This is a genomic window from Paracoccus wurundjeri (assembly GCF_030678915.1).
Lineage (GTDB): Bacteria > Pseudomonadota > Alphaproteobacteria > Rhodobacterales > Rhodobacteraceae > Paracoccus > Paracoccus onubensis_A.
The window spans coordinates 74,930-99,901 of record NZ_JAUUTZ010000005.1 but is presented as its reverse complement, the minus strand read 5'-3'; the positions used below and the strand labels follow the sequence as shown (position 1 = coordinate 99,901).

The window sequence follows — 24,972 nt, the reverse complement described above, 5'->3', positions numbered from 1 at the left end:
GGCGATCCTCTATTTCGTCGTATAGCCGCCATTGACGAGGATGGTCTGGCCGGTCATCCACCAGCCTTCCGACACCATGAAGCGGATATAGGGAACGATATCCTCGATATCGGTCAAGCCGGTTTTCGAGAATTTCGACAGCGCAGCCGCTGTTTTGTGATACGCGACTGCGTCATCGCCCTCGGCAGGATAGAAGAATGGCGTATCCATTGGCCCGGGGCCGATCGCTGTCACCGAGATGCCGCGCTCGCCAAACTCCTTGGACGCCGCGCGGGTGAAATGTTCCACCGGCGCCTTGGTGCCTGCATAGGCAGCGTAAAATGGCGTGAAAGCCCCAAGCAGCGAGGTCACCAATGTGCAGATTTTGCCGTTGTCGTTGACATGTTTGCCGGCCTCTTTAAGGAAGAAGAAGGCGGATTTCGCATTGACCGCGCTCATCTCGTCATATTCGGCTTCCGAGATGTCGAGCATGGGTTTCTTCAACACCTTGCCGACGGTGTTTATGGCGATATCCGGCCTGCCGACAGCGGCCACGACGTCGGCGAACAGCTTTTCCATCGCGCCAGCGGTCGTAAGATCCGCCTGAAAGGCGACCGCTTCGGCTCCGGCGGCTTTGATTGCCGCTATCGTCGCATCGGCATCTGCCTTCGTGGCGGCGCTGTTATAGTGGATCGCGATTGCCTTTGCGCCGTGCCCGGCAAGGTCGCGCGCGATCAGCTGGCCAAGATTCTTTGCGCCGCCGGCGATGATGACGGTCTTACCCTTGATACTGTGATCGGTCATGACGTCCGCTTCCTTCCTTTCAAGATATACGGCTGCGCCATGCAGCCGCTTCCGAGGACACAGAATATCGTCTATCATTTCCCTATAAAGGAGATCATTCTGACATCACTTGTCGCAATTCCTGGACAATGGAGGCCGTTCCCGCTTGGACCGTATTGATCTTTTCCGCATTTTTGCCCGGGTCGTCGAATGTTCTAGCTTCACCCGCGCGGCAGACAGGCTAAGCATGCCACGCTCTTCGGTGTCGGCGGCGGTGCAAGAGCTGGAAGCCCGTGTCGGCGCCAGGCTTCTGCATCGAACCACCAGGGTCGTTTCGCCGACACAGGACGGCTCGACCTTCTATGAACGCTGCTTGCGGCTGATCGCGGATGTTGAAGAAACCGAAAACATCTTCCGGCAATCGGCGATGCCCTCGGGCAGGCTGCGTATCGACGTTCCGGGCCGCATCGGACGCCTGCTCATCACGCCGGCATTGCCGGCCTTTCTCGACGCTTATCCCGAGATCGACATTGATTTCGGTGTCACTGACCGTGCCGTCAACCTTGTCGAGGAAAGCGTCGATTGTGTCCTGCGGGTTGGACCGCTCACCGATTCCGGCCTGATCGCGCGGTCGATCGGCGACCTGCCGCTGATCAATGTCGCAAGCCCCGCCTATCTGGAACATCATGGCATTCCCGAATCGCCGGATGACCTGCATGATCATCTGGCGGTCAACTACGCCTCGCCGTCAACCGGGCGTGTCGAGGCGTGGGAATGGAGCGAGGATGGCACAGTGCGATCCATGCCGATGCGCGGCCGTGTCACCGTCAACAGTGCGGAAACCTATATCGCCTCTTGTCTGGCGGGCCTCGGTCTTATCCAGATTCCCGCTTATGACGTCAGACGCCATCTCGAAGCGGGCGAACTCGTCGAAGTGATGCCCGGCCACCGCGCCGAACCCCTGCCCATGACGCTGCTCTATCCTCATCGTCAGCATCTTTCCCGCCGTCTTCAGGTTTTTGCCGATTGGCTGGCGGCGCTGCTGAAACGAGAGGCGCTTTGAGCCGGCGCAATGGGTCGCGTATTTCAATTCAGTGAGAACTGATGCTCTGCTTTTGAAGCTATCGCCGCAAATTTCGTCTTCACATACCCTGTCGTCGCAGTGTATCGCTGCCCGCAGACTACCGGTCGCAGCCTACCCGGTCAAAACAAGGATAGCCGAATGAAAACCATCGTGATCTGCTCTGGCGGATTGGATTCCGTTTCTCTTGCCCACAGGATCGCGGCCGAGCATGAATTGCTTGGGCTTGTATCGTTCGATTATGGTCAGAGACATCGCAAGGAAATCACCTTCGCCGCCGCCTGTGCCGCCCGCCTGAGGGTGCCGCACCAGACCATCGACATTCGCGACATTGGCCGCAGCCTGTCCGGCTCGGCGCTGACGGACGATGTTGATGTACCCGACGGGCATTATGCGGAAGAAACCATGCGTATCACCGTGGTGCTCAATCGCAACGCCATCATGCTTGCCATCGCCTTCGGCCTTGCCGCCACCCGGGGCGCGGATGCGGTGGCGACCGCCGTGCATGGAGGCGATCATTTCATTTATCCCGATTGCCGCCCCGGCTTTATCGATGCCTTCCGGACCATGCAGCGCCATGCGCTGGAAGGATATGCGGACGTCACCTTGTTCGCGCCTTACATCAACGCGCCGAAATCGGCCATCGTGACCGACGGCGCCCGCCACGGCACGCCCTTCGGGCAAACCTGGTCCTGCTATAAGGGCGGCGATATCCATTGCGGCAGATGCGGCACCTGTGTCGAGCGCCGCGAGGCTTTCGATCTTGCCGGCATTGCCGATCCCACTGCCTATGAGGATGCCGATTTCTGGCGTCACGCCGTGAAGGGCGGTGCGCACTGATGTTCCGGATCTCCAAGGAATTCCACTTTTCCGCCTCGCACCAGCTTTGCCAACTGCCGCCCGATCATCAATGCGCGCGGCTGCACGGCCACAACTATATCGTGGTGGTCGAGCTTGCAGCGGCAAAGCTGAACAGTTTTGGCTTCGTGCGCGATTATCATGAGTTGGCCCCTTTCAGGCGCTATCTCGACGAGAATTTCGATCATCGCCACCTGAACGATGTGCTTGGCCATGATGCGGTCACCGCCGAATGTCTGGCCCGGCATTTCTTCGATTGGTGCAAGTCGCGCCTGCCCGAAACCGTTGCGGTCAGGGTCAGCGAGACGCCCAAGACCTGGGCCGAGTACCGGCCATGAGCGCATCCGCTTCCGAAACGATCCGAATAAGCGAGATCTTCGGGCCGACCATTCAGGGTGAAGGCGCGCTGATCGGTCAGCCCACGGTGTTCGTGCGCACAGGCGGCTGCGATTACCGCTGTTCCTGGTGCGATAGTCTGCATGCCGTCGATTCCCGTTTTCGCGCGGACTGGCGCCCAATGACCACCACCGAAATTCTTGCCAGAGTGCGCGCGCTTTCCGGGGACACCCCCCTGATGGTCTCGCTTTCGGGTGGAAACCCCGCCATCCAGCCCCTTGGGCCGCTGATCCGGCAGGGGCAGGCCAAGGGTTATCGGTTCGCGCTGGAGACGCAGGGCTCGGTCAGCCGGGACTGGTTTTCCGATCTGGATATGCTGGTTCTAAGCCCGAAACCGCCTTCCAGCGCCATGACGACCGATTGGGAAGCTTTGGGGGATTGCGTCAAGGCAGCCGCGTCGAAGCCGCGCATCGCGCTTAAATTCGTGATCTTCGATGAGGCGGATTTTGCCTATGCCCGCAAGGCGGCCGCCCGGTTTCCATATCTGTCGGTCTATCTGCAACCGGGCAATCACACCCCGCCGGGGCCAGAGGATATGGATGCCTGCATCGACACCGAAGGCATTCTTGGGCGCATGGGCTGGCTGATCGATCGGGTGATCGCAGAGCGATGGTTTGCGGCACATGTGCTGCCGCAGCTGCACGTCCTGATCTGGGGCAACAAACGTGGCGTCTGACCGCGATATCACTTGATCGCTATCTGCAAGGACCCCCCACAGCCCTGATGTCCCGCCACCGCAAACTCTGCTCTGCCGCTTGAAAACCGGACGTTTGAAGCCGGGTCGTGAAAGCTTTAGTGATTGTCGCGGGGCAGGCCCATGGTCTGGGCGATGCGCTGATATTTGACGGCAGGTTCCAGCACCGCGCCATCGCCAAGCTGGCTGACCATGCCACGCTGAATTTCCTGCCACGGCGTCTGATGGTCCGGGTAAGGATAGCCTCCTGCGGCTTCCAGCCCGGCGCGACGGCGCGCGATTTCATCGTCAGACACCAGCATATCCACAATCCCCGCCTTCAGATCGATCCGTACCCGGTCGCCGGTCTGAAGGATCGCCAGATTGCCACCCGCCGCCGCCTCGGGCGAGGCGTTCAGGATCGAAGGCGAGCCAGAAGTGCCCGATTGCCGCCCGTCACCGATGCAGGGCAGGGCAAGGATGCCGCGCTTGATCAGGTAATCGGGTGGGCGCATGTTCACGACCTCGGCCGCGCCGGGAAAGCCGATAGGACCGGCGCCGCGCATGAACAGCAGGGTGTATTCGTCGATCCCCAGGGCCGGATCGTCGATGCGGGCATGATAATCCTCGGGGCCGTCGAAGACTACGGCGCGGCCTTCGAACGCGTCGGGATCATCGGGGTTGCTTAAGTAGCGGTCGCGGAATTCCTGCGAGATGACCGAGGTTTTCATTACCGCATTGTCGAACAGATTGCCGCGCAGGATCAGGAAGCCCGCCTCGGATTGCAGCGGCAGATCGAAAGGCCGGATCACGTCATGATCAAGGATCGGCGTCTCGCGGCAGTTCTGGCCCAGAGTCTGGCCGTTGACCGTCGGCGCGTCTTCGTGAATCAGGCCCTTCGTCATCAATTCGTTCACGACGGCAGGAACACCGCCCGCTCGGTGGTAATCCTCGCCCAGATATTCCCCGGCGGGTTGCAGATTGACCAGCAGCGGAATGTGATGGCCGTGGGTCTGCCAATCGTCAATCGACAACTCCACCCCCATATGCCGGGCCAGCGCGTTGATATGGATCGGGGCGTTGCTTGATCCGCCGATGGCCGAATTGACCACGATGGCGTTCAGGAAATTCTCGCGCGTCAGGATGTCTGAAGGCTTCAGATCCTCATGCGCCATTTCCACGATCCGCTTACCCGTGCGCCAGGCCATTGCCGCGCGGTCCTTATGCGGCGCGGGAATGGCGGCAGAGCCGGGCAGCTGCATACCGATCGCCTCGGCCAGCGAATTCATCGTCGTGGCGGTGCCCATCGTGTTGCAATAGCCGACCGAAGGCGCGGATGAGGCGACCAGTTCGATGAATTCCTCATTCTTGATTTCACCCGCCGCCAGCATCTCGCGCGCTTTCCACAGGATCGTGCCGGATCCGGTGCGCTTGCCCTTGAACCAGCCGTTCAGCATCGGTCCGACCGAGAAGGCGATAGCCGGAATATTCACCGTCGCCGCCGCCATCAGCATGGCGGGCGTGGTCTTGTCGCAACCGATGGTCAGCACGACACCATCCAGCGGATAGCCATACAGAATCTCGACCAGACCAAGATAGGCAAGGTTGCGGTCCAGCCCTGCCGTGGGGCGTTTCGAATTTTCGTGAATCGGATGCACCGGGAATTCGAAGGCGATGCCGCCGGCCTCGCGGATACCTTCGCGGATACGCTGCGCCAGAATGATATGGTGACGGTTGCACGGGTTCAGATCCGAGCCGGATTGCGCAATGCCGATGATCGGCTTGCCGGATTGCAGCTCTTCCCGGGTGATGCCGTGGTTCATATGGCGTTCGAGGTAAAGCGCCGTCATGTCGATATTGTCGGGATTGTCGAACCATGCCCGCGACCGCAGTTTCTTCACGATATTTCTCCCATCCCGGCAAGGGATTTCACGCGGTTTTCCCGCCAGTAGATGACAAAGCCCGATGCAATGATGATCGCCGCTCCGATCAGGGTCAGCGGGCGGGGCAGGTCATCGAAGAACAACCAGCCAAGGATGATCGCCCATGGCAGCAGCGTGTATTGCAAGGGTGCGACTGTTGACGCATCGGCCAGTTTCACGGCGCGGTTGACGCAGATATGGGCCAGCATGGCGACCACGCCCAGCGCTCCCAAAAGCAGGAAATCCGGCAGGGTCGGCGTCACCCAGCCAAAGGGCGCAAGCACGATCCCGGCCAGCAGCGCGCCCAGAATCTGGAACAGGACCAGCGTGGTGTCAGGCGTGCCGCGCAGGCTGCGCCCGGTGATGATCATCAGGGCGAATGCCAATGTGCCGATGATGGCGAACAGGATCGCCAGCGGATTCACCTGACCCGAAGGGGTCAATGCGACCAGCACGCCGATGAAGCCAAGCGCAATGGCCGCCCAGCGGATCCGCCCGACCTTCTCGCCCAGAAGGAACGGCGATAATGCGGCGACATAGATCGGAGCGGCCAGCCAATAGGTCATCACATCGGCCAGCGGCAGGAAACAGACCGCCCAGTAGAAGCAGAACACCTCGGCGGTCGAGAAGACCACGCGGGCGAATTGCAGCCATGGACGATCAGCCGACAGGATCGGCCGCAATCCCGCGCGCCACAGAAACGGCAGCAGAATGACCAGCGCGACGCCCGAGCGCAGCATCAGAACCTGACCGACCGAATAGGTTGTGACCAGCCATTTCCCCATGGCGTCGTTCAGCGAGAACAGGAACATCGCCAGCAGCATGATCAGCACGCCAAGCCGGGTTGGCGACATCGTGGTGGGCGTGGCCGCAGCTTCGTTCATCCGGCTTCGCCGTCGGCAGTGGACCGCCGGTGGATCGCGTCCGGGCGGGTGAAGAGATCGGGCAGCAACTCGATGCCCAGGCCGGGCGTGTCGGGCATGGTGATCTGACCGTTTTCGATCTGCGGCAGGGCCGTCACCAGCTCGGTATACCAGCCGGTATAGAAAGCACGGACCGATTCCTGAACCAGCGTATTCCGGGCATGAAGCGAGAACTGGCACGAGGCCATGAAGACCACCGGGCCGGTGCAATCATGAGGCGCGACCGGGATCTGCTGCGCTTCGGCCAAAGCGGCGATCTTGCGGGCTTCGGACAGCCCGCCGCACCATGACAGATCCAGCATCGCGACCCCGGCCACGCCGGTTGCCAGATAGTCGCGGAACGCATGCGGATAGGCCAGCGTCTCCGACGCGCAGATCATCGCCCGGCTGTGCGGCGCATAGGCTTTCAACGCCTCGAGGCTGTCCATGCGGACGGGGTCTTCATGCCAATAAGTATCGAATTCCTGCAAGGCGCGGGCGATCCGCTGTGCGGCGGGCAGACGCCACAGCGAATGAAACTCGACCATGATATCCATACGGTCGCCGACAGCCTTGCGGATTTTCTCGAAGGGTTGCAGGGCGGTGCGCAATTCATCGGCGGAAATATCAAGTCCGTTGGTCCGTTCGGCGGCGATGTCGAAAGGCCAGATCTTCATGCCGGTGATGCCCTGCTCCAGCAGCGATTGCGCCAGTTCCCCGGCATCGTTCAGGAAAGCGTCCAGATCCTCGTATGGGCCGTCGCTTTTCCGGTCCAGGCCCCAATTCGCCACCGCCTGCGCCCGCGCGTCGCGGACATAGCGATAGCCCGCGCAAGTATTATAGGTCCGCACACTGTCGCGCGAGCGGCCGCCGAGTGCGACCGAAACGGGAACGCCAAGCGCCTTGCCGAAAATATCCCAAAGCGCAATGTCGACGGCGGAATTGCCGCGCGTCTCGACACCTGCGCCACGCCAGCCGAGATAGCCCAGCAGATCGCGATTGATCGCCTCGATCTGCATCGGATCGCGCCCGATCAGCTTGGGGGCGACGGTTTCGTGGATATAGGCCTCGACCGCAGCGGCACCCATGAAGGTCTCGCCCAACCCGGTGATGCCTTCGTCGGTGCGGATCAGAATCCAGACGATATTCGAGAATTCGCTGAGCCTGAGGGTTTCAACGGCGGTGATCTTCATGGCAGAATCCGGGATTGGCGCGTGATGCCGACCGGCCCGAAACCCGGGCCAGCCAGCGGATTATCAGGGCTTACTCGCCCCGGATCTCGGCCAGCGCGGCCTGCATCTTCTCGATCACTTCCGGGCCGATTTCTTCGGCGTGACGTTCATAGACACCCTGCACGGCCTCGTGGATTTTCTCCATCTCGGCGGTGTCGATGTCGTTTACCTCCAGACCAGCCTCTTCCACGCGGGCCAGCGATTCTTCGGACAGTTTGCGGCTGGCCTCGCGCTGGACATCACGACCGACAACGGCGCAATCCACAAGGATCTGCTGTTCTTCTTCCGAATACTGATCCCAGATCGTCTTCGAGAACAGCACCATGAACGGCGTATAGGCATGGCGCGTATTCGACAGATATTTCTGCACCTCGTAGAATTTCGACGTGTCGATGGTCACGTAAGGATTTTCCTGCCCGTCGATTGCCCCGGTCTCAAGCGCCGAGAACACCTCGCCAAAGGCCATCGGCGTGGCGTTGGTGCCCAGCGTCTGGAACGTGTCGAGGAAGACATTATTCTGCATCACCCGCACGCGCATGCCGCTGAAATCCTCCAGCTTGGTCACAGGCCGGGCAGAGTTGGTCAGGTTGCGGAAGCCATTTTCCCAATAGGCCAGATTGACCAGATTGGCAGCCGGCATCATGTCCGCGATATATTGCCCGAACTCGCCATCCAGAACCGCATCGGCCTCTTTCTCGTTGGCGAACAGGAAGGGCAGATCGAAAACGCCAAGCGCGGGCACGATGCCGACGATGGGCGAAGACGATGTCACGACCATTTCCTGTGTCCCCGAGCGCAGGGCCTGCGTCGCCTGCAGGTCATCGCCAAGAGCAGAGCTCCAGAACGCGTTCAGCGTCCATTCGCCTCCGGTCTTTTCGTCGAAGCATTGCGCCATGGCGCGGACACCCTCGCCATTGGGGTGATCCTCGGCTACGCCGTTCGAAACGCGGATGGTGCGCTTGCTGATGTCGGCGCTGGCCGGGGCCAGCAGGCCCGCGATCATGGTTGCCGCAAGACCTGCGGTCAGGGTTTTCTTCAGTGCCAGTTTCTTCGTTGCCATATCGTCCTCCTCCTCCTTGGGACTTCAGCGTTTCTGCCCGGTCGCCTTGTCAGCGGCCGAGAATTTCAAGCGGGGCCAGCACGAGACTAGGAAACAGCACCATGAGCAGCATGACGATGGTGTGGGCGACCAGGAACGGCAGGACGCCGACGATGACCTTGCCCATGGGCACCCGCGCCACGCCGCTGACCACGTTCAGCACGACGCCGACCGGGGGCGTGACCAGCCCGATACAGTTATTCATCACGAACAGGACCCCGAAATAGACCGGATCGATCCCCGCCTGCTTGACGATCGGCATCAGGACGGGGGTCAGGATCAGGATCGTCGGCGTCAGGTCCAGCGCGGTGCCGACGATGAAGACCAGCACCATCATCATGAACATCAGCAGTATCGGATTATCCATCACCGGCTCCAGCATCCGGGTAATCTCGCCCGGAATATTGGCGCTGGTGATCAGCCATGCCGAGACCAGCGCCCCGGCGACCAGAAACAGGATTACAGACGTGGTCTTGGCCGCCCGTAGCAGTACACCGTAAAGATCGGAAAGTTTCAGCTCGCGATAGATGAACAGGCCGACGAACAGCGCGTAGAACGCGGCGATGACCCCTGCCTCGGTGGGGGTGAAGATGCCAAAGCGGATGCCACCCATGATGATGACCGGCATGATCAGTGCCCAGCCTGCCTTAAGCGTGGCCTGACCACGCGCTGCCCAGTCCTGTTTCGGCAGCACCTTTACATTGTCGCGCCGGGCGACGATCTGCCAGGCGATCAGCAGGCCGACCGCCATCAGGATGCCGGGCACGATACCACCCAGGAAAAGCTGGGTGATCGACACATTCGCGGCGACGCCGAAAACGATGAAGGCGACCGAAGGCGGCAATACCGGGGCAATGATCCCGCCCGCCGCGATCAGCCCGGCAGAGCGTGGCACGTCATAGCCTGCGTTCCGCATCATCGGGATCAGGATCGCGGCCAGTGCCGCCGTATCCGCCGCCGCAGAGCCCGACAGCGAGGCCATGATCAACGCGGCGACGATGGCGACGACGCCAAGCCCGCCCTTCAGATGGCCGACGAAGGCAAGCGCGAAATCAATGATCCGCTTCGACAGCCCGCCCGCATTCATCAGCTCTCCGGCAAGGATGAAGAAGGGGATCGCCAGCAGAATGAAGCTGTTGGCCCCGTCGATCATGTTCTGAGCGACGATCTGCGGGTTGAAGATGCCCATATAGGTCATCAGCACCACACCGCAGAACATCAGTGAAAAGGCGATTGGCGCGCCGATCGCCATAGCCCCCAGAAGCGAGGCCAGAAAAACGAAGATGGTCATTCGCCGCGCCCTATCAGGGTTTCCACATCGTCGTATTCACCGACGAACTCGGCGATTTCGGCATCGGTGACGCGACCGGTCAGGATGTTGAACAGCCGCCAGCCCGCGATAAGCCCCATGCCGACCGAGGTGAAGAAGGCCACGCCATAAACCATGATCATCGGCATGCCCGCGACGGGCGATGTCATGCTGGCATTGATCGGCGCCTGCTGCCATGTGCCCCAGAACAGGATTCCGACGCAAAGCAGGATCAGCATATTGGTCAGCGCCATGCAGATGACGCGCCCGCGCCGCCCGAATACCCGCACCAGTGTCTCGACGCCCAGATGACCGTTTTCCTTGAAAGCCAGTACCGCGCCGATGAAGGTCAGCCAGACGAAAAAGAACCGGCTCATTTCTTCCGACATGACGATGCCGGAATTGAAGCCGTAACGCAGGATCACATTCAGGAATACCATCAGCGCCATGCCGGCCAGAAGGGCCACGATGACGAACTCGATGAGTTTGACGATACCGTTGACAATTGCCTTCATTCCCGACCCCTCGCGGCCGAGATCAAACAAGTCGTGCAGGGCACGTTATATCCTCCCCTTCGGCGCGCCTCCGGTTTCCACCCGCGCCATTGCAGATCCCGATGACTGGGCGGGCATGATGTCGCGCCATTCCGCACCGGACTGGACAGGAGGTTAAATGACAGCGTATATCATTGTCAACGACCTGACGCAGAAATACGGCAGGGTCAGGGGGAGTGAATGAAGAAATATGATAGTAATTACAAATCTGTGACACTGAAAGACGTGGCTGAAGCAGCAGATGTAAGCGTTATCACGGTTTCACGTGCGCTGCGAACCCCTGACATCGTGTCGGAGAAGGTTCGGGCGCGGGTGGCAGAAGCGGTTGCCCGGCTTGGCTACTCGCCCAATCAGGCCGCGCGGGCGCTGGCTTCGGCGACGACCTCGATCATCGGGGTGATCATTCCTTCGGTCACCAATCAGGTCTTCGCCGATGTGCTTCGGGGTGTTTACGAAGCCGTCGAGGGGACTGCGTTTCAGGTTCAGCTTGGCAATTCCCGCTATACGGCCCGGAAGGAAGAGGAACTGGTCAGGGTGTTTGCCGCGCAGCGTCCTGCGGGTCTGATCGTGGCAGGGATCGATCAGCTTCCGGCGACCCGGCGGATCCTGTCCAGCCTTGGCTGTCCGGTGGTTCAGATCATGGATATCGGGCCCGATCCGATCGACATGATGATCGGCTTCGACCACAACGAGGGCGGTCGCGCGGCGACCCGGCATCTGCTGGAAAAGGGTTACCGGCGAATTGGCTTCATCGGAGCACGGATGGATCCCCGCGCGCAGAGGCGTCTTAACGGCTATGTCGAGGTGCTGCAGGACGCGGGTCTTTATGACGAGGCGCTGATCCATACCTCGCCGCAGCCGTCCTCGGTCACTCACGGAGCCGAGATGTTCGCCGATTTTCTTGCGATGGTGCCTGATGCGGATGCGGTCTTCTGCAACAATGACGATATGGCGATGGGGGCTCTGTTCGAATGCCAGCGGCGGCGGATCCGGGTGCCGGGGCAGTTCGGGATCATCGGATATAACAATCTTGAATACACGGCGGCCTCGTGCCCCTCGATTTCGTCCATCTGGACGTTGCGCTACGAGATGGGCCGCCGCGCGATCGAGATGATTGCGGCGGCGGGCCGGGGCGAGCGTCCTGATCCCGCGGTGATCGACGTGGGTTACGAATTGAAGGCGCGACAAAGCACGGCGCGTTGACTGAAACGGCAGGGAGGGCCACCAGAGACATGAATATCCTGATCATAGGCGCGGCGGGGATGATAGGGCGCAAGCTCACCTCGGCGCTGATCGAGCGAAAGGCGCTTGCCGGTAAGCCGATCCGGAAAATCGAGCTGCTGGATGTGGTCGCGCCCGAGCCAGTCACGGGCGGCGGCATCGCCATTTCGGCGCGGGCCGTGGACATTTCCGACCCCAAGGTCGCGCCCGGACTGATTTCACGCAGGCCCGACGTTATCTTTCATCTTGCCGCCATCGTCTCGGGCGAGGCAGAGCTGGATTTCGACAAGGGCTATGCGATCAATCTGGACGGCACCCGCCACTTGTTCGAGGCGATCCGGCAAGAAGGGCTGACGCAGCCCTATTGTCCGCGCGTGATTTTCACCTCTTCCATCGCGGTCTTCGGTGCGCCGTTTCCCGACCGGATCGGCGACGAGTTCTTCCAGACGCCACTTACCAGCTATGGCACCCAGAAGGCGATCGGGGAATTGCTGCTGTCCGACTATTCCCGGCGCGGCTTTCTGGATGGCGTCGGCATCCGCCTGCCGACGATCTGCATCCGGCCGGGCGCGCCGAACAAGGCTGCCTCGGGGTTCTTCTCATCGATCCTGCGCGAGCCGCTGGTGGGGCAACAGGCGGTGTTGCCGGTCGATGAAAGCGTCCGGCACTGGCATGCAAGCCCGCGCGCGGCGGTGGGCTTTCTGATCCGCGCGGCCGAGATGGACACGGCCATCCTTGGTGCAAGGCGCAATCTGAACATGCCGGGCCTGTCGGCCACGGTGGGCGAGCAGATCGAGGCTTTGCGGCGCGTGGCCGGCGACAAGGCAGCCGCACTGATCCGGCGTGAACCGGATGCGATGATCGCCGGGATAGTTGATGGTTGGGCCAGGGATTTCGACGCCGCACGGGCGATATCGCTGGGGTTTCAGGCCGACGGGTCCTTTGACGAGATCATTCGCATCCATATCGAGGATGAGCTTGGCGGAGATATCCCGTCATGAGTATGCGGGTTGCCATCGTCACCGGTGCGGGTACCGGAATCGGCAAGGCCATCGCCACGGCGCTGCATGGGGACGGCTTTCATGTCGCGCTGTTCGGGCGCCGCAAGGAGGTGTTGGACGAGACCGCATCCGGCATCGATCCATCGGGCGACCGGTTGCTGGCCGTCCCGGTCGATATTGGCCAGCGGGATGCAGTGGGCGCGGCTTTCGCTGCGGTGATCGAGAGATGGGGCAGGCTGGATCTGCTGGTCAATAATGCCGGCATGAACCCGTCCGCGGTGCCGCTGGAAGATATCACCGCCGAGGAATGGGGGCAGGTCATGGGCGTGAACCTGACCGGCGCGTTCTTCTGCACGCAATTCGCCTTTCGCCAGTTCAAGGCGCAGCAGCCGCAGGGCGGGCGGATCATCAATAACGGCTCGGTCTCGGCCACGATGCCGCGCCCGCTGGCCTCGCCCTATGCTGCGACCAAGGCCGGGGTGTCGGGTCTGACGCGGGCTTCGGCGCTGGACGGGCGGCCGTTCAATATCGCCGTCGGGCAGATCGATATCGGCAACGCCTCGACCGAGATGACGCGGCGGATGGCGACCGGGGTGATGCAGCCCGACGGCTCGCTGGCGGTCGAGCCGACGATTGACGTTGCCCATATCGCCGATGCGGTCCGCTACATGGCGGGGCTGCCGCTGGATGCGAATGCGCTGACCCTGACAGTGATGGCGACGCAGATGCCATTTGTGGGAAGAGGATAAGGATAGATGAGCGTCTTTGACGACGGAGTGTTTCTTGGCCGGGTGCGGCTGGCACAGGGCGGGCATCCCCGGGTGGTGACGATCCGCGGCGGACAGGTGATGGATATCACCGCAAAGGCCGCGCCGACGGTGCGCGACATCTGCGAGATGTCGGATCCGGCGGGCTATGTGGCGACCGCACCGGGTCAGCCCGTAGCGGATCTGGATGCGATGCTGGCGGGCGGGGCACAGGCGGTCACGCTGCTGTCACCGGTCGATCTTCAGGCTGTGAAAGCCTCTGGCGTGACCTTTGTGGTCAGCCTGCTGGAACGTGTGATCGAGGAACAGGCAATGGGCGATCCGGGTCGCGCGGATGCCTTGCGGCGCGATATCCTGGAACTGATCGGCGAGGATCTGTCCGATCTGGTGCCGGGATCCAGGGGCGCGATGGCGGTCAAGGCGCGGCTGATCGAGCGCGGCGTCTGGAGCCAGTATCTGGAGGTCGGCATTGGCCCGGATGCCGAAATCTTCACAAAATGTCAGCCTATGGCCAGTGTCGGGCATGGCGCGATGATCGGGCTGCATCCGATCTCGACCTGGAACAACCCCGAGCCAGAGGTGGCGGTGGTGGTGTCCTCGACCGGCAGGATAGTCGGTGCGACGCTTGGCAATGATGTTAACCTGCGCGATGTCGAGGGGCGCTCGGCCCTGCTGCTGGGCAAGGCCAAGGATAACAACGCGTCTGCCGCGCTTGGGCCGTTCATCCGGCTGTTCAATGGCGGCTTCGGGCTGGATGACGTCAAGGCGCTGGAGGTCGCGCTGGAGGTGACCGGCGAGGATGGTTTCGTGCTGACCGGGTCGTCGTCGATGGGCCAGATCTCGCGCAGCCCGGAAGCGCTGGCGGCGGCGGCGATTGGGGATCATCATCAGTATCCTGACGGGCTGGTGCTGTATCTGGGCACGATGTTCGCGCCGGTACAGGATCGTGACGGGCAAGGGCAAGGATTCACCCACAAGATCGGCGACGTGGTGACGATCTCGGCCCCGGCGCTGGGGGCCTTGGTGAACACGGTCGGGCTATCGACTGAATGTCCGGCCTGGACTTATGGCACGCGCGCGCTCATGGCCGATCTTGCTGGGGCAGGGCTTCTGTAGCGGGGGGGGCACGCAGGTCGCGCATGCCCGATCCATCTCATGCGATCTTATCCGGCTATGATGATGGTGGTGCCGCTGGCCACATTGCAAGAACTACCCGCCTTTTCCGGCGTGCCAGCTTGAAAGGGTGGGGCTGGCGGGAACGGCGCTCCGGTCGGTCCATCAAGAGCCTCTCGCATGCTGGCCCGTTCACTGCCTTTTAGGGATGGCCCCGGAATAGGTGTTCAGGCCCTGCAGGTGCTGATCGGCCTTTTGCAACGCTTCAAGTGCGGCGGCGCGGTCGCGATTTGCCAGCAGGCCGCACAGCACTTCGGAAACGGCCAGTGCAGGGGAAAGCGTGTGGAAGAAGGTCGGGCTTTCCGTCGCGCAAAGAATGGCCTCGTCGGCGATGCCGATCAGCGGTGAAACTTCGCTATCCGTGATGGCAACGACGCCCATGTTCTTTTCACGGGCAAGCTGGGCGAGTTCCAGACTGTGGCGCGCATAGGGACTGATCGAGATCGCCAGCAGCACATCTTCGGCCCCGGCCCGCATCAGCCCGTCGCCGATGGTTCCCGCAAGACCGTCCAGATGTTCCGTGCGCTCGCCCAGAAGCCTCATGACATAATGGAAATGCCACGCCACAAGATGGCATGACCGAAGGCCAAGAACATAGACGCGTCGCGCCTGTGCCAGCCGTTCGGCCGCTGCCTCCAGCCGGGCAATCGACGCGGGCTCGGCCAGTCGGTTGATCTGGGCGGACAGGCTGTACAACATCTGCTGCGCCAGCCCTTCGCCGCTATCGCTGGAACGTTGCTGCTGGGCGGCGAAGCCATCCACTCTCAGCCGGATTGCCCGGGCGTGATGGGCGCGGATATCTTCATAGCCGTCGAAGCCCAGAAACTTGGCCAGCCGGGTCATGGTCGAGGGTTGAACACCCGCGTTCCGCGCCAATTCCCGCATCGAGACCAGTGCGACCTCGTCAGGATGTTCCAGAATGTGGCGCGCGGCCTGCTGCAATTGGGGTGGCATGGACTCATAGGTGCCAATGATCCGGTCACGCAATGCGTCGCCATGAGACATATGTTTCAAGCCTTTATTCCTTGGGTCACCAACTTGCCTGAATGTCGCTGGAAAGCAATGGGCTTCCGGCAAGCGAAGGATTCAAATGTATCTTGATATTACTTTATAAAACAATTGTTGCAATACGAGACGGATTCTGGCACGAATCGTTTCAGGCGGCGGCGCCGCGATTCCCTTGCAGATACGGGACAGACGAATGACCAGAATTCTTCACCGTTCCATCGCGGCGGCATTGCCGCGCGCGGTTTCAGGACAGGGAGTCCATATCGGCGATGCCGAGGGGCGCAGCTATATCGACGGCTCTGGGGGCGCGGCGGTCAGTTGTCTTGGACATGGCAATGCCGAGATATTGGAGGCGATGCGCGGGCAGATGGATCGCATCGCATATGCCCATACCTCCTTCTTCACTACCGATGCCGCGGAATCGCTGGCCGAGCGCCTGGTGGGGCTGGCGCCCGAGGGGCTGGACTATGTCTATCTGGTCTCGGGCGGTTCCGAGGCGGTCGAGGCGGCACTGAAGATGGCGCGGCAGTATTTCGTCGAGATCGGCCAGCCGCAGCGGCGCCACATTATCGCGCGCAGGCAAAGCTATCACGGCAATACCATCGGCGCATTGGCGGCGGGGGGCAATGCCTGGCGCAGGGCGCAGTTTCAGCCGATCCTGCCGGAAACGCATCATGTTTCGCCCTGTTACGCCTATCGCGACCAGCGCGAGGGTGAGACAACCGAGGATTATGCCGCACGGCTGGCCGCGGAACTGGAGGCCAGGATCCTTGAACTGGGTTCGGATCAGGTGATCGCATTCGTGGCCGAACCGGTGGTCGGCGCGACGCTGGGCGCGGTGCCGGCGGTGCCGGGTTATTTCCGCCGTATCCGCGAGGTCTGCGACCGTTACGGCGTGCTTCTGATCCTGGACGAGGTGATGTGCGGCATGGGCAGGACCGGCTCGATCTTCGCCTGCTCCGCCGAAGGAGTACGCCCCGACCTGATCACTATCGCCAAGGGGCTGGGCGCTGGCTATCAGCCGATCGGCGCGGTGATGCTGTCGCGGGATATCTATCGCGCCTTTGCGGATGGTTCGGGCCTGTTTCAGCACGGCCATACCTATATCGGCCATCCTGTCGCGGCTGCGGCCGCCGACAAGGTCGTCGAAATCTTGTCGCGGCCCGGAATGATGGAGCATGTTCAGGCCATGGGCGAGCGCCTGCAATCCGGCCTTGACGCCGCGCTGGGGCAATCGCCCCATGTCGGCGACATCCGGGGAAGGGGGCTGTTCCGGGGCATCGAGCTTGTTGCCGACAAGGACAACAAGACCCCCTTCGATCCTGCCCGCCGTATCCATGCCCGGATCAAGAAAGAGGCGATGGCGCGTGGCCTGTTGTGCTATCCGATGGGCGGAACCATAGACGGGGTGCATGGTGATCACGTGCTGCTGGCCCCGCCCTATATCGTCCAGCCCGACGAAATCGACCAGATCGTTGATCGTCTTGCCGGCGCTATCGCCACCGTGACGGCGGAGTAGGGCAGTCATGGCGCCACGCATCGCCTTTGCCGGGTTCAACCTCGAATCGGTGAGTTCCGTGCCCCAGCGCGTCGAACTGTCCGAGTTCCAGCGTGTCTGCACCCGCGGCGCTGCGATCCCGGCGCGGTTTCGCGGCACCAATACCGTACCCGGCGGCTGCATTGCGATTTGCGAGGATGAGGGCGCGGAATTCGTCCCGCTGTTCCATACGCTGCTGGGCGCGCTTGGTCCCGCCAGCGACGAGGCGGTGACGCATTACAGGCGCGAATTGTTGCAGGGCGTGGCCTCTGCCGGGCGGTTGGACGGGATCGTCCTGTTCCTGCACGGCGCATGCTGGACCGAAGGTCATGCGGATGTCGAGCGTCATATCATCGACAGCCTGCGCGCCGCGCAGCCAGACCTGCCCATTGCGGTGGCGCTGGATTATCACGGCAATGTCGATGCGCGGATGCTGCGCGGTGCCGATATTGCCGTAGCTTACCGTCATTCCCCGCATATCGACATGGGCGAGACCGGGCAGCGTGCCGCCAGCGCCCTGCTGCGCATGATCCGCGAGGGGCGGCGGCCGGGCCTTGCGGTGGCGCGGCCGGGCATCGTGATCCCCTCTATCATGTCGGCCACCTCTTTGCAGCCGCTGGCGATGGTCATTGCCGAGGCGCGGGCCGCCGAGGCAGGGGGCGATTGCGACATTTCGGTCATGGCCGGGTTTTCCTATGCCGATGCGGGCAATACCGGCATGTCGGTGATCTGCCTCGACTGGCAGGGGCATGAGGCCGCCGAAGGGCGGGCACAGCATTTCGCGCGCCGGCTGCACGGGTTGCGGCGGGAATTGTCCGAAGCTGTACCGGTCATGACGGCCGATCAGGCAATGGCCGATCTGGCCAAGCATCCGGCGACGGGCAGGCCGGTGGTGCTGTTGGAACATGCCGACCGGATGAACGATTCCACCCATCTGCTGCGTGCGTTGCTGTGCCGCGATGTGGGAAAGGTCATGGTGCCCTTCCTGCTGGATCCGGAAACCGCCGCGCAGGCCCATGCCGCCGGTGCAGGCGCGCGTATCGATGTCAGGCTTGGCGGCAAGAGCGCGCCGGAAACCGGCGGTCCGGTCGAGACCGGGGCCGAGGTGCTCTGGACCGGGCAAAAATCCTTTACCGTCTCGGGCCGCTATCAGCAGGGCAGTTTCGTCGATCTGGGACTGACCGCGCTGTTGCAGATCGGGCGGGTCAGGGTCTCGGTCGTTTCGCATTTCGCCTTTGCGGTCGATGGCGACCCTTTCACCATCTTTGACGAACAACCGCAGGATTACGACGTGATCCTGCTGCGCTCCAAGACCCATTTCCGCGACTTCTACGAACCTTTGGCCGAACGCATCCTTGTGGTTGATACACCCGATCTGGGCCCCGCGGATGTGCGGCTGATCCCCTATCGCCGGCTTGACGTCACGCGCGCCTGGCCGTGGTGCGCATCGCCGGAAATCACAAAAGAACCAGAAACAGGAGAGGTATGATGACAATTCCGGGACTTCGCGCCCTTGGATGGGCGGCCATCGCGGCGGGTCTGTTTCAGGCCGGTCCGGCATCGGCCGAGACAGAGCTGAACGTGGTGATGCAGGCGCCGCTGCGCACCCTTGACCCGCATCTGAGCACGGCGCAGATCGTGCGGACGCATGGCTTCATGGTTTTCGACACGCTTCTGGGCATGGATGCGGAATACAAGCCGCAGCCGCAGATGGCGGATTACGAGATATCCGACGACGGGCTGACCTATACCTTTACCCTGCGCGATGGGCTGACATGGCATGACGGAAGCCCGGTAACGGCCGAGGATTGCGTCGCCTCGCTGAAACGCTGGGCCGATAACGACGCCGCCGGGCGCAAGATGATGGAATATGTCGCCTCGATCGAGCCAAGCTCGGACAAGGTGCTGGTGCTTACGCTGGCCAAGCCCTTTGGTCATGTGCTGGAACTGTTGGCGAAACCTTCGCCGGTGCCACCCTTCATGATGCCCAAGCGCCTGGCCGAGACGCCCCCGGGCGAGCAGGTAGAAGAGATGACCGGCTCGGGTCCGTTCAGATTCGTGGCCGAGGAATACCGGCCCGGCGACAGGGCGGTCTATGTCAGGAACGAGGATTATCAGCCACGTTCCGAACCGGCAAGCTGGACCGCCGGGGGAAAGGTGGTGAATGTCGACAAGGTGGTCTGGCAGGCGATGCCCGACATGCAGACCTCGATCAATGCGTTGCAATCGGGCGATGTCGATCTGATCGAACAGGTCGCGATCGACCTGCTGCCGCTTCTGCAGATGAATGACGAGGTGCAGATCGGCACCATCAACCCGCTGGGCAGTCAGGTGACCGGGCGCTTCAACCACCGTCTGCCGCCCTTTGACAATGCCGATATCCGCCGTGCCGCGATGTATGCGCTTGATCAGGAACAGCTGATGCAGACTGCTGTCGGCGATCCTGAATATTACACGCTTTGCGCGTCGGATTACGGTTGCGAGGTGCCGCTGGCCTCGGATGCGGGCTCGGAATATCTTGCCGGCAGCGCCGATGAGCGTATGGCCAAGGCGCAGGAACTTTTGCAATCCGCAGGCTATGACGGAACGCCGGTGCTGATGATGCAGCCGACCGATCTGACCATTCTGTCCACCCAGCCGATCGTCGCCGCCGAGCGGCTGCGCGAGGCAGGCTTCACGGTCGATGTCGCCTCGATGGACTGGGCGACGCTGCAATCGCGCAAGAATGGCTGGCAGCCGGTGGCCGAGGGCGGCTGGAACATGCTGTTTACCTATTGGGGCGTCACCGGGATCTGGGATCCGCTGGTTCACGCGCTGCTGGACGGTTCGGGCGACGATAATGCATGGTCCGGCTGGCCGGTCAGCCCCGAGATCGAGGCTTTGCGCGCAGATTATCTGGTCGCGACCGATCTGGACGAACAGAAGCGTCTTGCCGCCGAAATCCAGCAGATCGCCTATGATCAGGGTTTCTACTATAATGCGGGCGAGTTCCAGTCGGTTGCTGCCTGGCGGAACGAGATCAGCGAGATCCAACCCGGCCCCATCACGCTGTTCTGGGGCGTGCAGAAATCCGAATAGCATGTCCGGGCGGTCCTTGCCGCCCTGACGCTTCACAAGAGGTCGCCATGCTTTATTACCTGCTGCGCCGCTTGCTTATGGCGGTGCCCGTCATGTTCCTGATCGCCCTGATCGTGTTCCTGATCCTGCGGCTGACGCCCGGCGATCCGGCGCAGGCCATTGCCGGCGATCAGGCCGGCCCGGAACAGATCGCCGCCATCCGCGACAGTCTTGGGCTGGACGCGCCGCTGACGGTGCAGTTCTTTACCTGGATCGGCAATATGCTGCAGGGAGATTTCGGGTATTCGCTGATCTCGCGGCGGCCGGTGCTCGAAATGATCGGTCAGCGTATCGGTCCGACGCTGGCACTGGCGACGGTGGCGATGATCCTGACGGTGGTGATCTCGCTGCCGCTGGGCGTTGTTGCCGCGCGCAGGCATGGACAGTTTGTCGACCGCCTGGTCATGTCCCTGTCAGTGCTGGGCTTTTCCGTGCCGATTTTCGTCATCGGTTATGTGCTGATCGGCATTTTCGCGGTGCATCTGGAATGGTTTCCCGTGCAGGGATACAAGCCGCTTTCGGAAGGGCTGTGGCCGTTCCTGCACCGCATATTCCTGCCGGGGTTGGCGCTGTCGTCGATCTATATCGCGCTGGTCTCGCGCATGACCCGCGCCGCGATGCTAGAGGTTCTCGGCGAGGATTATATCCGCACCGCCCGCGCCAAGGGACTGTCGGAATGGGTCATTCTGTTCCGCCATGCGCTGCGCAATGCCGCCATCCCGATCCTGACCGTGGTGGGTACCGGCTTTGCCATGATGATTTCGGGCGTGGTGGTGACCGAGACGGTATTCAACATTCCCGGTCTGGGCCGTCTGGTCGTCGATGCCGTGCTGGCGCGGGACTACCCGCTGATTCAGACCATCATTCTGCTGACCGCCGGGACCTATGTCGTGATCAACCTGCTGATCGACCTTTCCTATGCCCTGACCGATCCAAGGATCCGTTATCAATGACAGCGCCCGTGACCCCCGAGATCCCGCATCGCCGGCTGGCCGGGAACCTGCCGCACTGGACCATCGTCCTGTCGCTGCTGGTCCTTGCGGCTATCGTCGCCATGGCCGTCGCCGCTCCGCAACTAGCGAATTTTGAACCCACGGAGCTTAACGCCGTGATGCGGCTGCAGGCGGGTTCCGAAACCTATTGGCTGGGCACCGACAGTTTCGGCCGCGACCTTTATTCGCGCATCGTCTATGGTGCGCGGGTCTCGCTGCTGGTTGGTGCAGGGGTTGCTGCCGGTGCGATCGTGATCGGCCTGCCGCTGGGATTGCTTGCAGGCTGGTTCCGCGGCTTCGACGCCGTGATCATGCGGGTGATGGATGGCATGATGGCGATTCCCGGCATCCTGCTGGCCATCGCCATCGTCGCCCTGACCAAGGCCGGGCTGGTGACGGTGATCATCGCCATCATGCTGCCCGAGATCCCGCAAGTGGTGCGGCTGGTCCGTTCGCGCGTGCTGGCGGCGCGGGCCGAATCCTATGTGGAAGCGGCGCAATTGCTGGGCACGCCCGCGCCACGGCTTATCACGCGCCACCTGCTGCCCGCGACCGTCGCGCCTTTGATCGTGCAGGCGACCTATATCTATGCCTCTGCCATTCTGACCGAGGCGGCGCTGTCCTTTCTTGGCGTGGGCATCGGAACCGAGATCCCGACCTGGGGCAATATCATGGCCGAGGGGCGGCTTTACTTCGCCATGCGGCCCTGGCTGGTGTTCTGGCCCGCCATCGTGCTGTCGCTATGCATCCTGTCGATCAATCTTCTGGGCGATGCGCTGCGCGACCGTCTGGATCCGAAGATGAAAGGGAGGGACGAGTGATGGGCGACCATGTGACGGCCGACGCGCCGGTGCTGTCGATCCGCGATCTGCGCGTCGCGACCTGCGGCCGCCGTCCGGCCGAAATCCTGAAGGGCATCGGCTTCGACATCGCACCGGGCGAGACGGTTTGCCTTGTCGGCGAATCCGGGTCGGGCAAATCCGTCACCTCGCTGGTGACGATGGATCTGTTGCCGCAGGGAGAGTTGAAGGCCACCGGCGGTTCCGTTCTGCTGAATGGCGAGGATATCCTGACCGCCACGCCCGAGCGGACCAAGAAGCTGCGCGGCGCGGATATGGCGATGATCTTTCAGGAACCGATGACGGCACTGAACCCGGTGCTGAAGATCGGGTTGCAGATGGATGAGGTCTATCGCGCCCATCGCCGGATGCGCCCGGCCGAGCGGCGGCAGGCGGCGCTGGAGGTTTTCGCCTCGGTGCATCTGCCCGATCCACCGCGTATCTATGACAGCTATCCGCACCAGCTTTCCGGAGGTCAGCGGCAGCGGGTGATGATCGCCATGGCGCTGGCGTTGAAGCCAAAGTTGCTTATCGCCGACGAGCCGACAACCGCGCTTGACGTGACCACGCAAAAACAGATCCTGACCCTGATCCGCGAATTGCAGGAACAGCAGAACACCGCGGTATTGTTCATCACCCATGATATGGGGGTCGTCGCCGATATCGCCGACCGGGTCTGCGTCATGCGGCACGGCGAGATGGTCGAGACCGGGACCGTCGATCAGGTGCTGAGCCGTCCGGCCCAGCCCTATACGCAGGCGTTGCTGCGCGCCGTGCCCTCGCTGGTGCCACGAGAGGCGCGAAGCGGAGATGGCGGGCCGACGGTGATCGAGGTCCGGTCGCTTGACAAGATATTCGAGATCGGCTCGCTGCCCGCCAGGCTGCTTGGCCGGACGCCGCATCGCGTCCATGCGGTGAACGCTGTGAATTTCCGCCTGTCGCGGGGCCGCACCCTGGGTATCGTGGGCGAAAGCGGCTCGGGCAAGTCCACCGTTGCGCGCTGTGTCCTGCGGCTGGAGGATCCGACCGGCGGGGAAATCCTGATCGACGGGAATGATATCGCCCGGTTGCGCGGCGCTCGGGCATTGGCGCCTGCGCGGCGCAACGTCCAGATGGTGTTTCAGGATCCCAACCGATCGTTGAACCCGCGGCTGCGCATTGCCGAAAGTCTGATCGAGGGGCCGCTTAATCTGGGTGAAAACCGCGCAGCGGCGCTGGAACGGGCAGGCGAGCTGCTCGAGGTGGTCGGCCTGCCGCGCGCTAGCCTGCAACGCTTTCCGCATCAGTTCTCGGGCGGGCAACGCCAGCGTATCGCGATCGCGCGGGCATTGATGATGGATCCCGAGGTGATTATCGCCGACGAGGCGGTCTCGGCGCTGGACGTTTCGGTTCAGGCGCAGGTGCTGGATCTTCTGGCCGAATTGCAGGCGCGCCGTAATCTGGCGATCCTGTTCATTACCCATGACCTGCGCGTGGCAGCCCAGATCTGCGACGAGGTGATGGTGATGCGCCGCGGCTCGGTGGTCGAGCAGGGTCCGGCGGCTGAAGTGCTGGCCCGTCCGCGCCATGATTATACCCGCGCATTGATCGCCGCTGCCCCCGGCCGCGACTGGGATTTCGCGTCCGGCAACCGGCTGGCACAACCGGCGGGGGCCGCGATATGATCAATGCGAGTCTGATCCAGATGGATGTAGCGCCGCTGGACCCGGCCCTGAACCTGCGTCGCATCCACGACCATATCGCCGCCGAGTCAAGCCGTGGCGCGGGGCTTGTTCTGTTTCCCGAACTCGCCAATACCGGCTATGTCGAACCGCTGGTTCCCGGCGGTGCGATGACGCTGCCCCCGGCCGATTACGCCGCCGCGCTGCACCGCGCCTGCGCCACGCCCGACGGCCCCGAGATTGCCGCGCTGGCCGAGGCGGCGCAGCGGCACGGCTGCCATATCGTCATCGGCATGGGCCTGCGCGATCCGCTGCGCGAGGGGGTGATGCGCAACTGCTCGGTGCTGATCGGGCCGCAGGGGGTTTTGGGCTGCTATGCCAAGATCCACCAGTGGCAGAATGAGAAGCTGTATTTCACCCGTGGCGACCGGATCGACAGCTTTGCCTTTGGCGAGACGCGGCTGGGCATGCAGATCTGCTACGACATCCGCTTTCCCGAGATTACCCGCATTCTCGCAATGCAGGGGGCAGGGATCGTGACCTCGGTCTGGGCCTCTTTCGGCGCCGAGGATGCCCCCGTCGCCGATGAGGCGCTTTTCCTGCACCGCGCCTATACGCGCGCAGTCGAGAACGGCGTTTTCTTCCTTAGCTGCAATCGCAGCGGCAGTACCGGCGGGCAACGCTTTTTCGGGCGTTCCTGCGCGTTGGCGCCCGATGGCACCGTGCTTGGCGCGCTGGATCACGACCACGAAGACGTTCTGCGCGTCAAGATCGACCTGTCGCAGATTGCCCGTTATCGCGGCTTTACAGGCATCTGGGCCGATCGCGCGCCCGAGATCTATGCGAAATACTTTCCCTGACCGGAGTC

23 protein-coding genes are annotated in these 24,972 nt (G+C 62.3%); 15 read left to right on the top strand and 8 right to left on the bottom strand.

The window, feature by feature from the left end; all coding sequences use genetic code 11:
- Nucleotides 1–9 precede the first annotated feature (9 nt).
- On the bottom strand, nucleotides 10–783 hold the full coding sequence (locus Q0601_RS06935; protein WP_305288549.1) for an SDR family oxidoreductase: 774 nt from the start codon (nucleotides 781–783) through the stop codon (nucleotides 10–12).
- Between the two features lie 109 nt (nucleotides 784–892).
- Here Q0601_RS06935 and Q0601_RS06930 point away from each other — a divergent pair, with 109 nt between their 5' ends.
- From Q0601_RS06930 to queE, 4 genes are all read left to right on the top strand, one after another.
- A complete protein-coding gene (locus Q0601_RS06930) occupies nucleotides 893–1,825 on the top strand; it encodes a LysR family transcriptional regulator (protein WP_370656099.1) in 933 nt (310 codons plus the stop codon).
- A 159-nt stretch (nucleotides 1,826–1,984) separates the two neighbouring features.
- On the top strand, nucleotides 1,985–2,683 hold the full coding sequence (gene queC, locus Q0601_RS06925) for a 7-cyano-7-deazaguanine synthase QueC (RefSeq protein WP_305288546.1): 699 nt from the start codon (nucleotides 1,985–1,987) through the stop codon (nucleotides 2,681–2,683).
- Nucleotides 2,683–3,039, top strand: coding sequence for a 6-pyruvoyl trahydropterin synthase family protein (locus Q0601_RS06920; RefSeq protein WP_305288544.1), 357 nt, complete (start codon nucleotides 2,683–2,685; stop codon nucleotides 3,037–3,039). The genes queC and Q0601_RS06920 overlap by 1 nt, the downstream gene beginning before the upstream one ends.
- On the top strand, nucleotides 3,036–3,773 hold the full coding sequence (gene queE, locus Q0601_RS06915) for a 7-carboxy-7-deazaguanine synthase QueE (RefSeq protein ID WP_305288542.1): 738 nt from the start codon (nucleotides 3,036–3,038) through the stop codon (nucleotides 3,771–3,773). The genes Q0601_RS06920 and queE overlap by 4 nt, the downstream gene beginning before the upstream one ends.
- A gap of 116 nt (nucleotides 3,774–3,889) precedes the next feature.
- On the opposite strand, the gene Q0601_RS06910 is transcribed toward queE, so the two are convergent.
- The 6 genes from Q0601_RS06910 to Q0601_RS06885 form a co-directional block, all read right to left on the bottom strand.
- A complete protein-coding gene (locus tag Q0601_RS06910) occupies nucleotides 3,890–5,671 on the bottom strand; it encodes an IlvD/Edd family dehydratase (RefSeq protein WP_305288540.1) in 1,782 nt (593 codons plus the stop codon).
- A complete protein-coding gene (locus Q0601_RS06905; protein ID WP_305288538.1) occupies nucleotides 5,668–6,576 on the bottom strand; it encodes a DMT family transporter in 909 nt (302 codons plus the stop codon). Before Q0601_RS06905 ends, Q0601_RS06910 begins: the two co-directional genes overlap by 4 nt.
- Nucleotides 6,573–7,787, bottom strand: coding sequence for a mandelate racemase/muconate lactonizing enzyme family protein (locus Q0601_RS06900; protein ID WP_305288536.1), 1,215 nt, complete (start codon nucleotides 7,785–7,787; stop codon nucleotides 6,573–6,575). The genes Q0601_RS06905 and Q0601_RS06900 overlap by 4 nt, the downstream gene beginning before the upstream one ends.
- A 70-nt stretch (nucleotides 7,788–7,857) precedes the next feature.
- On the bottom strand, nucleotides 7,858–8,886 hold the full coding sequence (locus Q0601_RS06895; protein WP_305288534.1) for a TRAP transporter substrate-binding protein: 1,029 nt from the start codon (nucleotides 8,884–8,886) through the stop codon (nucleotides 7,858–7,860).
- Between the two features lie 49 nt (nucleotides 8,887–8,935).
- On the bottom strand, nucleotides 8,936–10,216 hold the full coding sequence (locus Q0601_RS06890) for a TRAP transporter large permease (protein WP_305288532.1): 1,281 nt from the start codon (nucleotides 10,214–10,216) through the stop codon (nucleotides 8,936–8,938).
- Nucleotides 10,213–10,749 carry a TRAP transporter small permease gene (locus Q0601_RS06885; protein ID WP_305288530.1) on the bottom strand — a complete coding sequence of 179 codons (537 nt, stop codon included), beginning with the start codon at nucleotides 10,747–10,749 and terminating at the stop codon, nucleotides 10,213–10,215. The genes Q0601_RS06890 and Q0601_RS06885 overlap by 4 nt, the downstream gene beginning before the upstream one ends.
- 219 nt (nucleotides 10,750–10,968) lie before the next feature.
- On the opposite strand from Q0601_RS06885, the gene gntR reads away from it, so the two are divergent.
- From gntR to Q0601_RS06865, 4 genes are read left to right on the top strand one after another with little or no spacing between them, the layout of a single operon-like run.
- Nucleotides 10,969–11,991, top strand: coding sequence for an HTH-type transcriptional regulator GntR (gene gntR / locus Q0601_RS06880; RefSeq protein WP_305288527.1), 1,023 nt, complete (start codon nucleotides 10,969–10,971; stop codon nucleotides 11,989–11,991).
- A gap of 29 nt (nucleotides 11,992–12,020) precedes the next feature.
- Nucleotides 12,021–13,010 (top strand): D-erythronate dehydrogenase, encoded by a 990-nt coding sequence (gene denD, locus Q0601_RS06875; RefSeq protein ID WP_305288525.1) that lies wholly within the window; start codon nucleotides 12,021–12,023, stop codon nucleotides 13,008–13,010.
- Entirely contained in the window at nucleotides 13,007–13,759 is a 753-nt protein-coding gene (locus Q0601_RS06870; protein WP_305288523.1) for an SDR family oxidoreductase, read from the top strand. The genes denD and Q0601_RS06870 overlap by 4 nt, the downstream gene beginning before the upstream one ends.
- A gap of 6 nt (nucleotides 13,760–13,765) precedes the next feature.
- On the top strand, nucleotides 13,766–14,893 hold the full coding sequence (locus tag Q0601_RS06865; RefSeq protein WP_305288521.1) for a fumarylacetoacetate hydrolase family protein: 1,128 nt from the start codon (nucleotides 13,766–13,768) through the stop codon (nucleotides 14,891–14,893).
- Between the two features lie 189 nt (nucleotides 14,894–15,082).
- Here the strand turns inward: Q0601_RS06865 and Q0601_RS06860 are convergent, their stop codons facing one another.
- Nucleotides 15,083–15,955 carry a MurR/RpiR family transcriptional regulator gene (locus tag Q0601_RS06860; RefSeq protein WP_305288770.1) on the bottom strand — a complete coding sequence of 291 codons (873 nt, stop codon included), beginning with the start codon at nucleotides 15,953–15,955 and terminating at the stop codon, nucleotides 15,083–15,085.
- 196 nt (nucleotides 15,956–16,151) lie between these two features.
- Here Q0601_RS06860 and Q0601_RS06855 point away from each other — a divergent pair, with 196 nt between their 5' ends.
- The 7 genes from Q0601_RS06855 to Q0601_RS06825 are packed head-to-tail and all read left to right on the top strand — an operon-like array spanning nucleotide 16,152 to nucleotide 24,964.
- On the top strand, nucleotides 16,152–17,477 hold the full coding sequence (locus Q0601_RS06855) for an aspartate aminotransferase family protein (protein WP_305288519.1): 1,326 nt from the start codon (nucleotides 16,152–16,154) through the stop codon (nucleotides 17,475–17,477).
- Nucleotides 17,478–17,484: 7 nt separating this feature from the next.
- Nucleotides 17,485–18,984, top strand: coding sequence for a M81 family metallopeptidase (locus Q0601_RS06850; RefSeq protein ID WP_305288517.1), 1,500 nt, complete (start codon nucleotides 17,485–17,487; stop codon nucleotides 18,982–18,984).
- Nucleotides 18,984–20,573, top strand: a complete 1,590-nt coding sequence (locus Q0601_RS06845; RefSeq protein WP_305288515.1) for an ABC transporter substrate-binding protein — start codon at nucleotides 18,984–18,986, stop codon at nucleotides 20,571–20,573. The genes Q0601_RS06850 and Q0601_RS06845 overlap by 1 nt, the downstream gene beginning before the upstream one ends.
- Nucleotides 20,574–20,620: 47 nt before the next feature.
- Nucleotides 20,621–21,565 (top strand): ABC transporter permease, encoded by a 945-nt coding sequence (locus Q0601_RS06840; RefSeq protein WP_305288512.1) that lies wholly within the window; start codon nucleotides 20,621–20,623, stop codon nucleotides 21,563–21,565.
- A complete protein-coding gene (locus tag Q0601_RS06835) occupies nucleotides 21,562–22,425 on the top strand; it encodes an ABC transporter permease (protein WP_305288510.1) in 864 nt (287 codons plus the stop codon). The genes Q0601_RS06840 and Q0601_RS06835 overlap by 4 nt, the downstream gene beginning before the upstream one ends.
- Nucleotides 22,425–24,107: an ABC transporter ATP-binding protein gene (locus Q0601_RS06830; RefSeq protein ID WP_305288768.1), complete on the top strand. Its 1,683-nt coding sequence runs from the start codon at nucleotides 22,425–22,427 to the stop codon at nucleotides 24,105–24,107. The genes Q0601_RS06835 and Q0601_RS06830 overlap by 1 nt, the downstream gene beginning before the upstream one ends.
- A complete protein-coding gene (locus Q0601_RS06825; protein WP_305288508.1) occupies nucleotides 24,104–24,964 on the top strand; it encodes a carbon-nitrogen hydrolase family protein in 861 nt (286 codons plus the stop codon). The genes Q0601_RS06830 and Q0601_RS06825 overlap by 4 nt, the downstream gene beginning before the upstream one ends.
- Nucleotides 24,965–24,972 lie beyond the last annotated feature (8 nt).

Excerpts from the sequence above, each read along its gene's own strand:
- Q0601_RS06935 (WP_305288549.1), bottom strand. The coding sequence starts at position 783 with ATGACCGATCACAGTATCAAGGGTAAGACCGTCATCATCGCCGGCGGC.
- queC (WP_305288546.1), top strand. The coding sequence starts at position 1,985 with ATGAAAACCATCGTGATCTGCTCTGGCGGATTGGATTCCGTTTCTCTT.
- Q0601_RS06920 (WP_305288544.1), top strand. The coding sequence starts at position 2,683 with ATGTTCCGGATCTCCAAGGAATTCCACTTTTCCGCCTCGCACCAGCTT.
- queE (WP_305288542.1), top strand. The coding sequence starts at position 3,036 with ATGAGCGCATCCGCTTCCGAAACGATCCGAATAAGCGAGATCTTCGGG.
- Q0601_RS06905 (WP_305288538.1), bottom strand. The coding sequence starts at position 6,576 with ATGAACGAAGCTGCGGCCACGCCCACCACGATGTCGCCAACCCGGCTT.
- Q0601_RS06900 (WP_305288536.1), bottom strand. The coding sequence starts at position 7,787 with ATGAAGATCACCGCCGTTGAAACCCTCAGGCTCAGCGAATTCTCGAAT.
- Q0601_RS06895 (WP_305288534.1), bottom strand. The coding sequence starts at position 8,886 with ATGGCAACGAAGAAACTGGCACTGAAGAAAACCCTGACCGCAGGTCTT.
- Q0601_RS06890 (WP_305288532.1), bottom strand. The coding sequence starts at position 10,216 with ATGACCATCTTCGTTTTTCTGGCCTCGCTTCTGGGGGCTATGGCGATC.
- Q0601_RS06885 (WP_305288530.1), bottom strand. The coding sequence starts at position 10,749 with ATGAAGGCAATTGTCAACGGTATCGTCAAACTCATCGAGTTCGTCATC.
- gntR (WP_305288527.1), top strand. The coding sequence starts at position 10,969 with ATGAAGAAATATGATAGTAATTACAAATCTGTGACACTGAAAGACGTG.
- denD (WP_305288525.1), top strand. The coding sequence starts at position 12,021 with ATGAATATCCTGATCATAGGCGCGGCGGGGATGATAGGGCGCAAGCTC.
- Q0601_RS06870 (WP_305288523.1), top strand. The coding sequence starts at position 13,007 with ATGAGTATGCGGGTTGCCATCGTCACCGGTGCGGGTACCGGAATCGGC.
- Q0601_RS06865 (WP_305288521.1), top strand. The coding sequence starts at position 13,766 with ATGAGCGTCTTTGACGACGGAGTGTTTCTTGGCCGGGTGCGGCTGGCA.
- Q0601_RS06860 (WP_305288770.1), bottom strand. The coding sequence starts at position 15,955 with ATGTCTCATGGCGACGCATTGCGTGACCGGATCATTGGCACCTATGAG.
- Q0601_RS06855 (WP_305288519.1), top strand. The coding sequence starts at position 16,152 with ATGACCAGAATTCTTCACCGTTCCATCGCGGCGGCATTGCCGCGCGCG.
- Q0601_RS06850 (WP_305288517.1), top strand. The coding sequence starts at position 17,485 with ATGGCGCCACGCATCGCCTTTGCCGGGTTCAACCTCGAATCGGTGAGT.
- Q0601_RS06845 (WP_305288515.1), top strand. The coding sequence starts at position 18,984 with ATGACAATTCCGGGACTTCGCGCCCTTGGATGGGCGGCCATCGCGGCG.
- Q0601_RS06840 (WP_305288512.1), top strand. The coding sequence starts at position 20,621 with ATGCTTTATTACCTGCTGCGCCGCTTGCTTATGGCGGTGCCCGTCATG.
- Q0601_RS06835 (WP_305288510.1), top strand. The coding sequence starts at position 21,562 with ATGACAGCGCCCGTGACCCCCGAGATCCCGCATCGCCGGCTGGCCGGG.
- Q0601_RS06830 (WP_305288768.1), top strand. The coding sequence starts at position 22,425 with ATGGGCGACCATGTGACGGCCGACGCGCCGGTGCTGTCGATCCGCGAT.
- Q0601_RS06825 (WP_305288508.1), top strand. The coding sequence starts at position 24,104 with ATGATCAATGCGAGTCTGATCCAGATGGATGTAGCGCCGCTGGACCCG.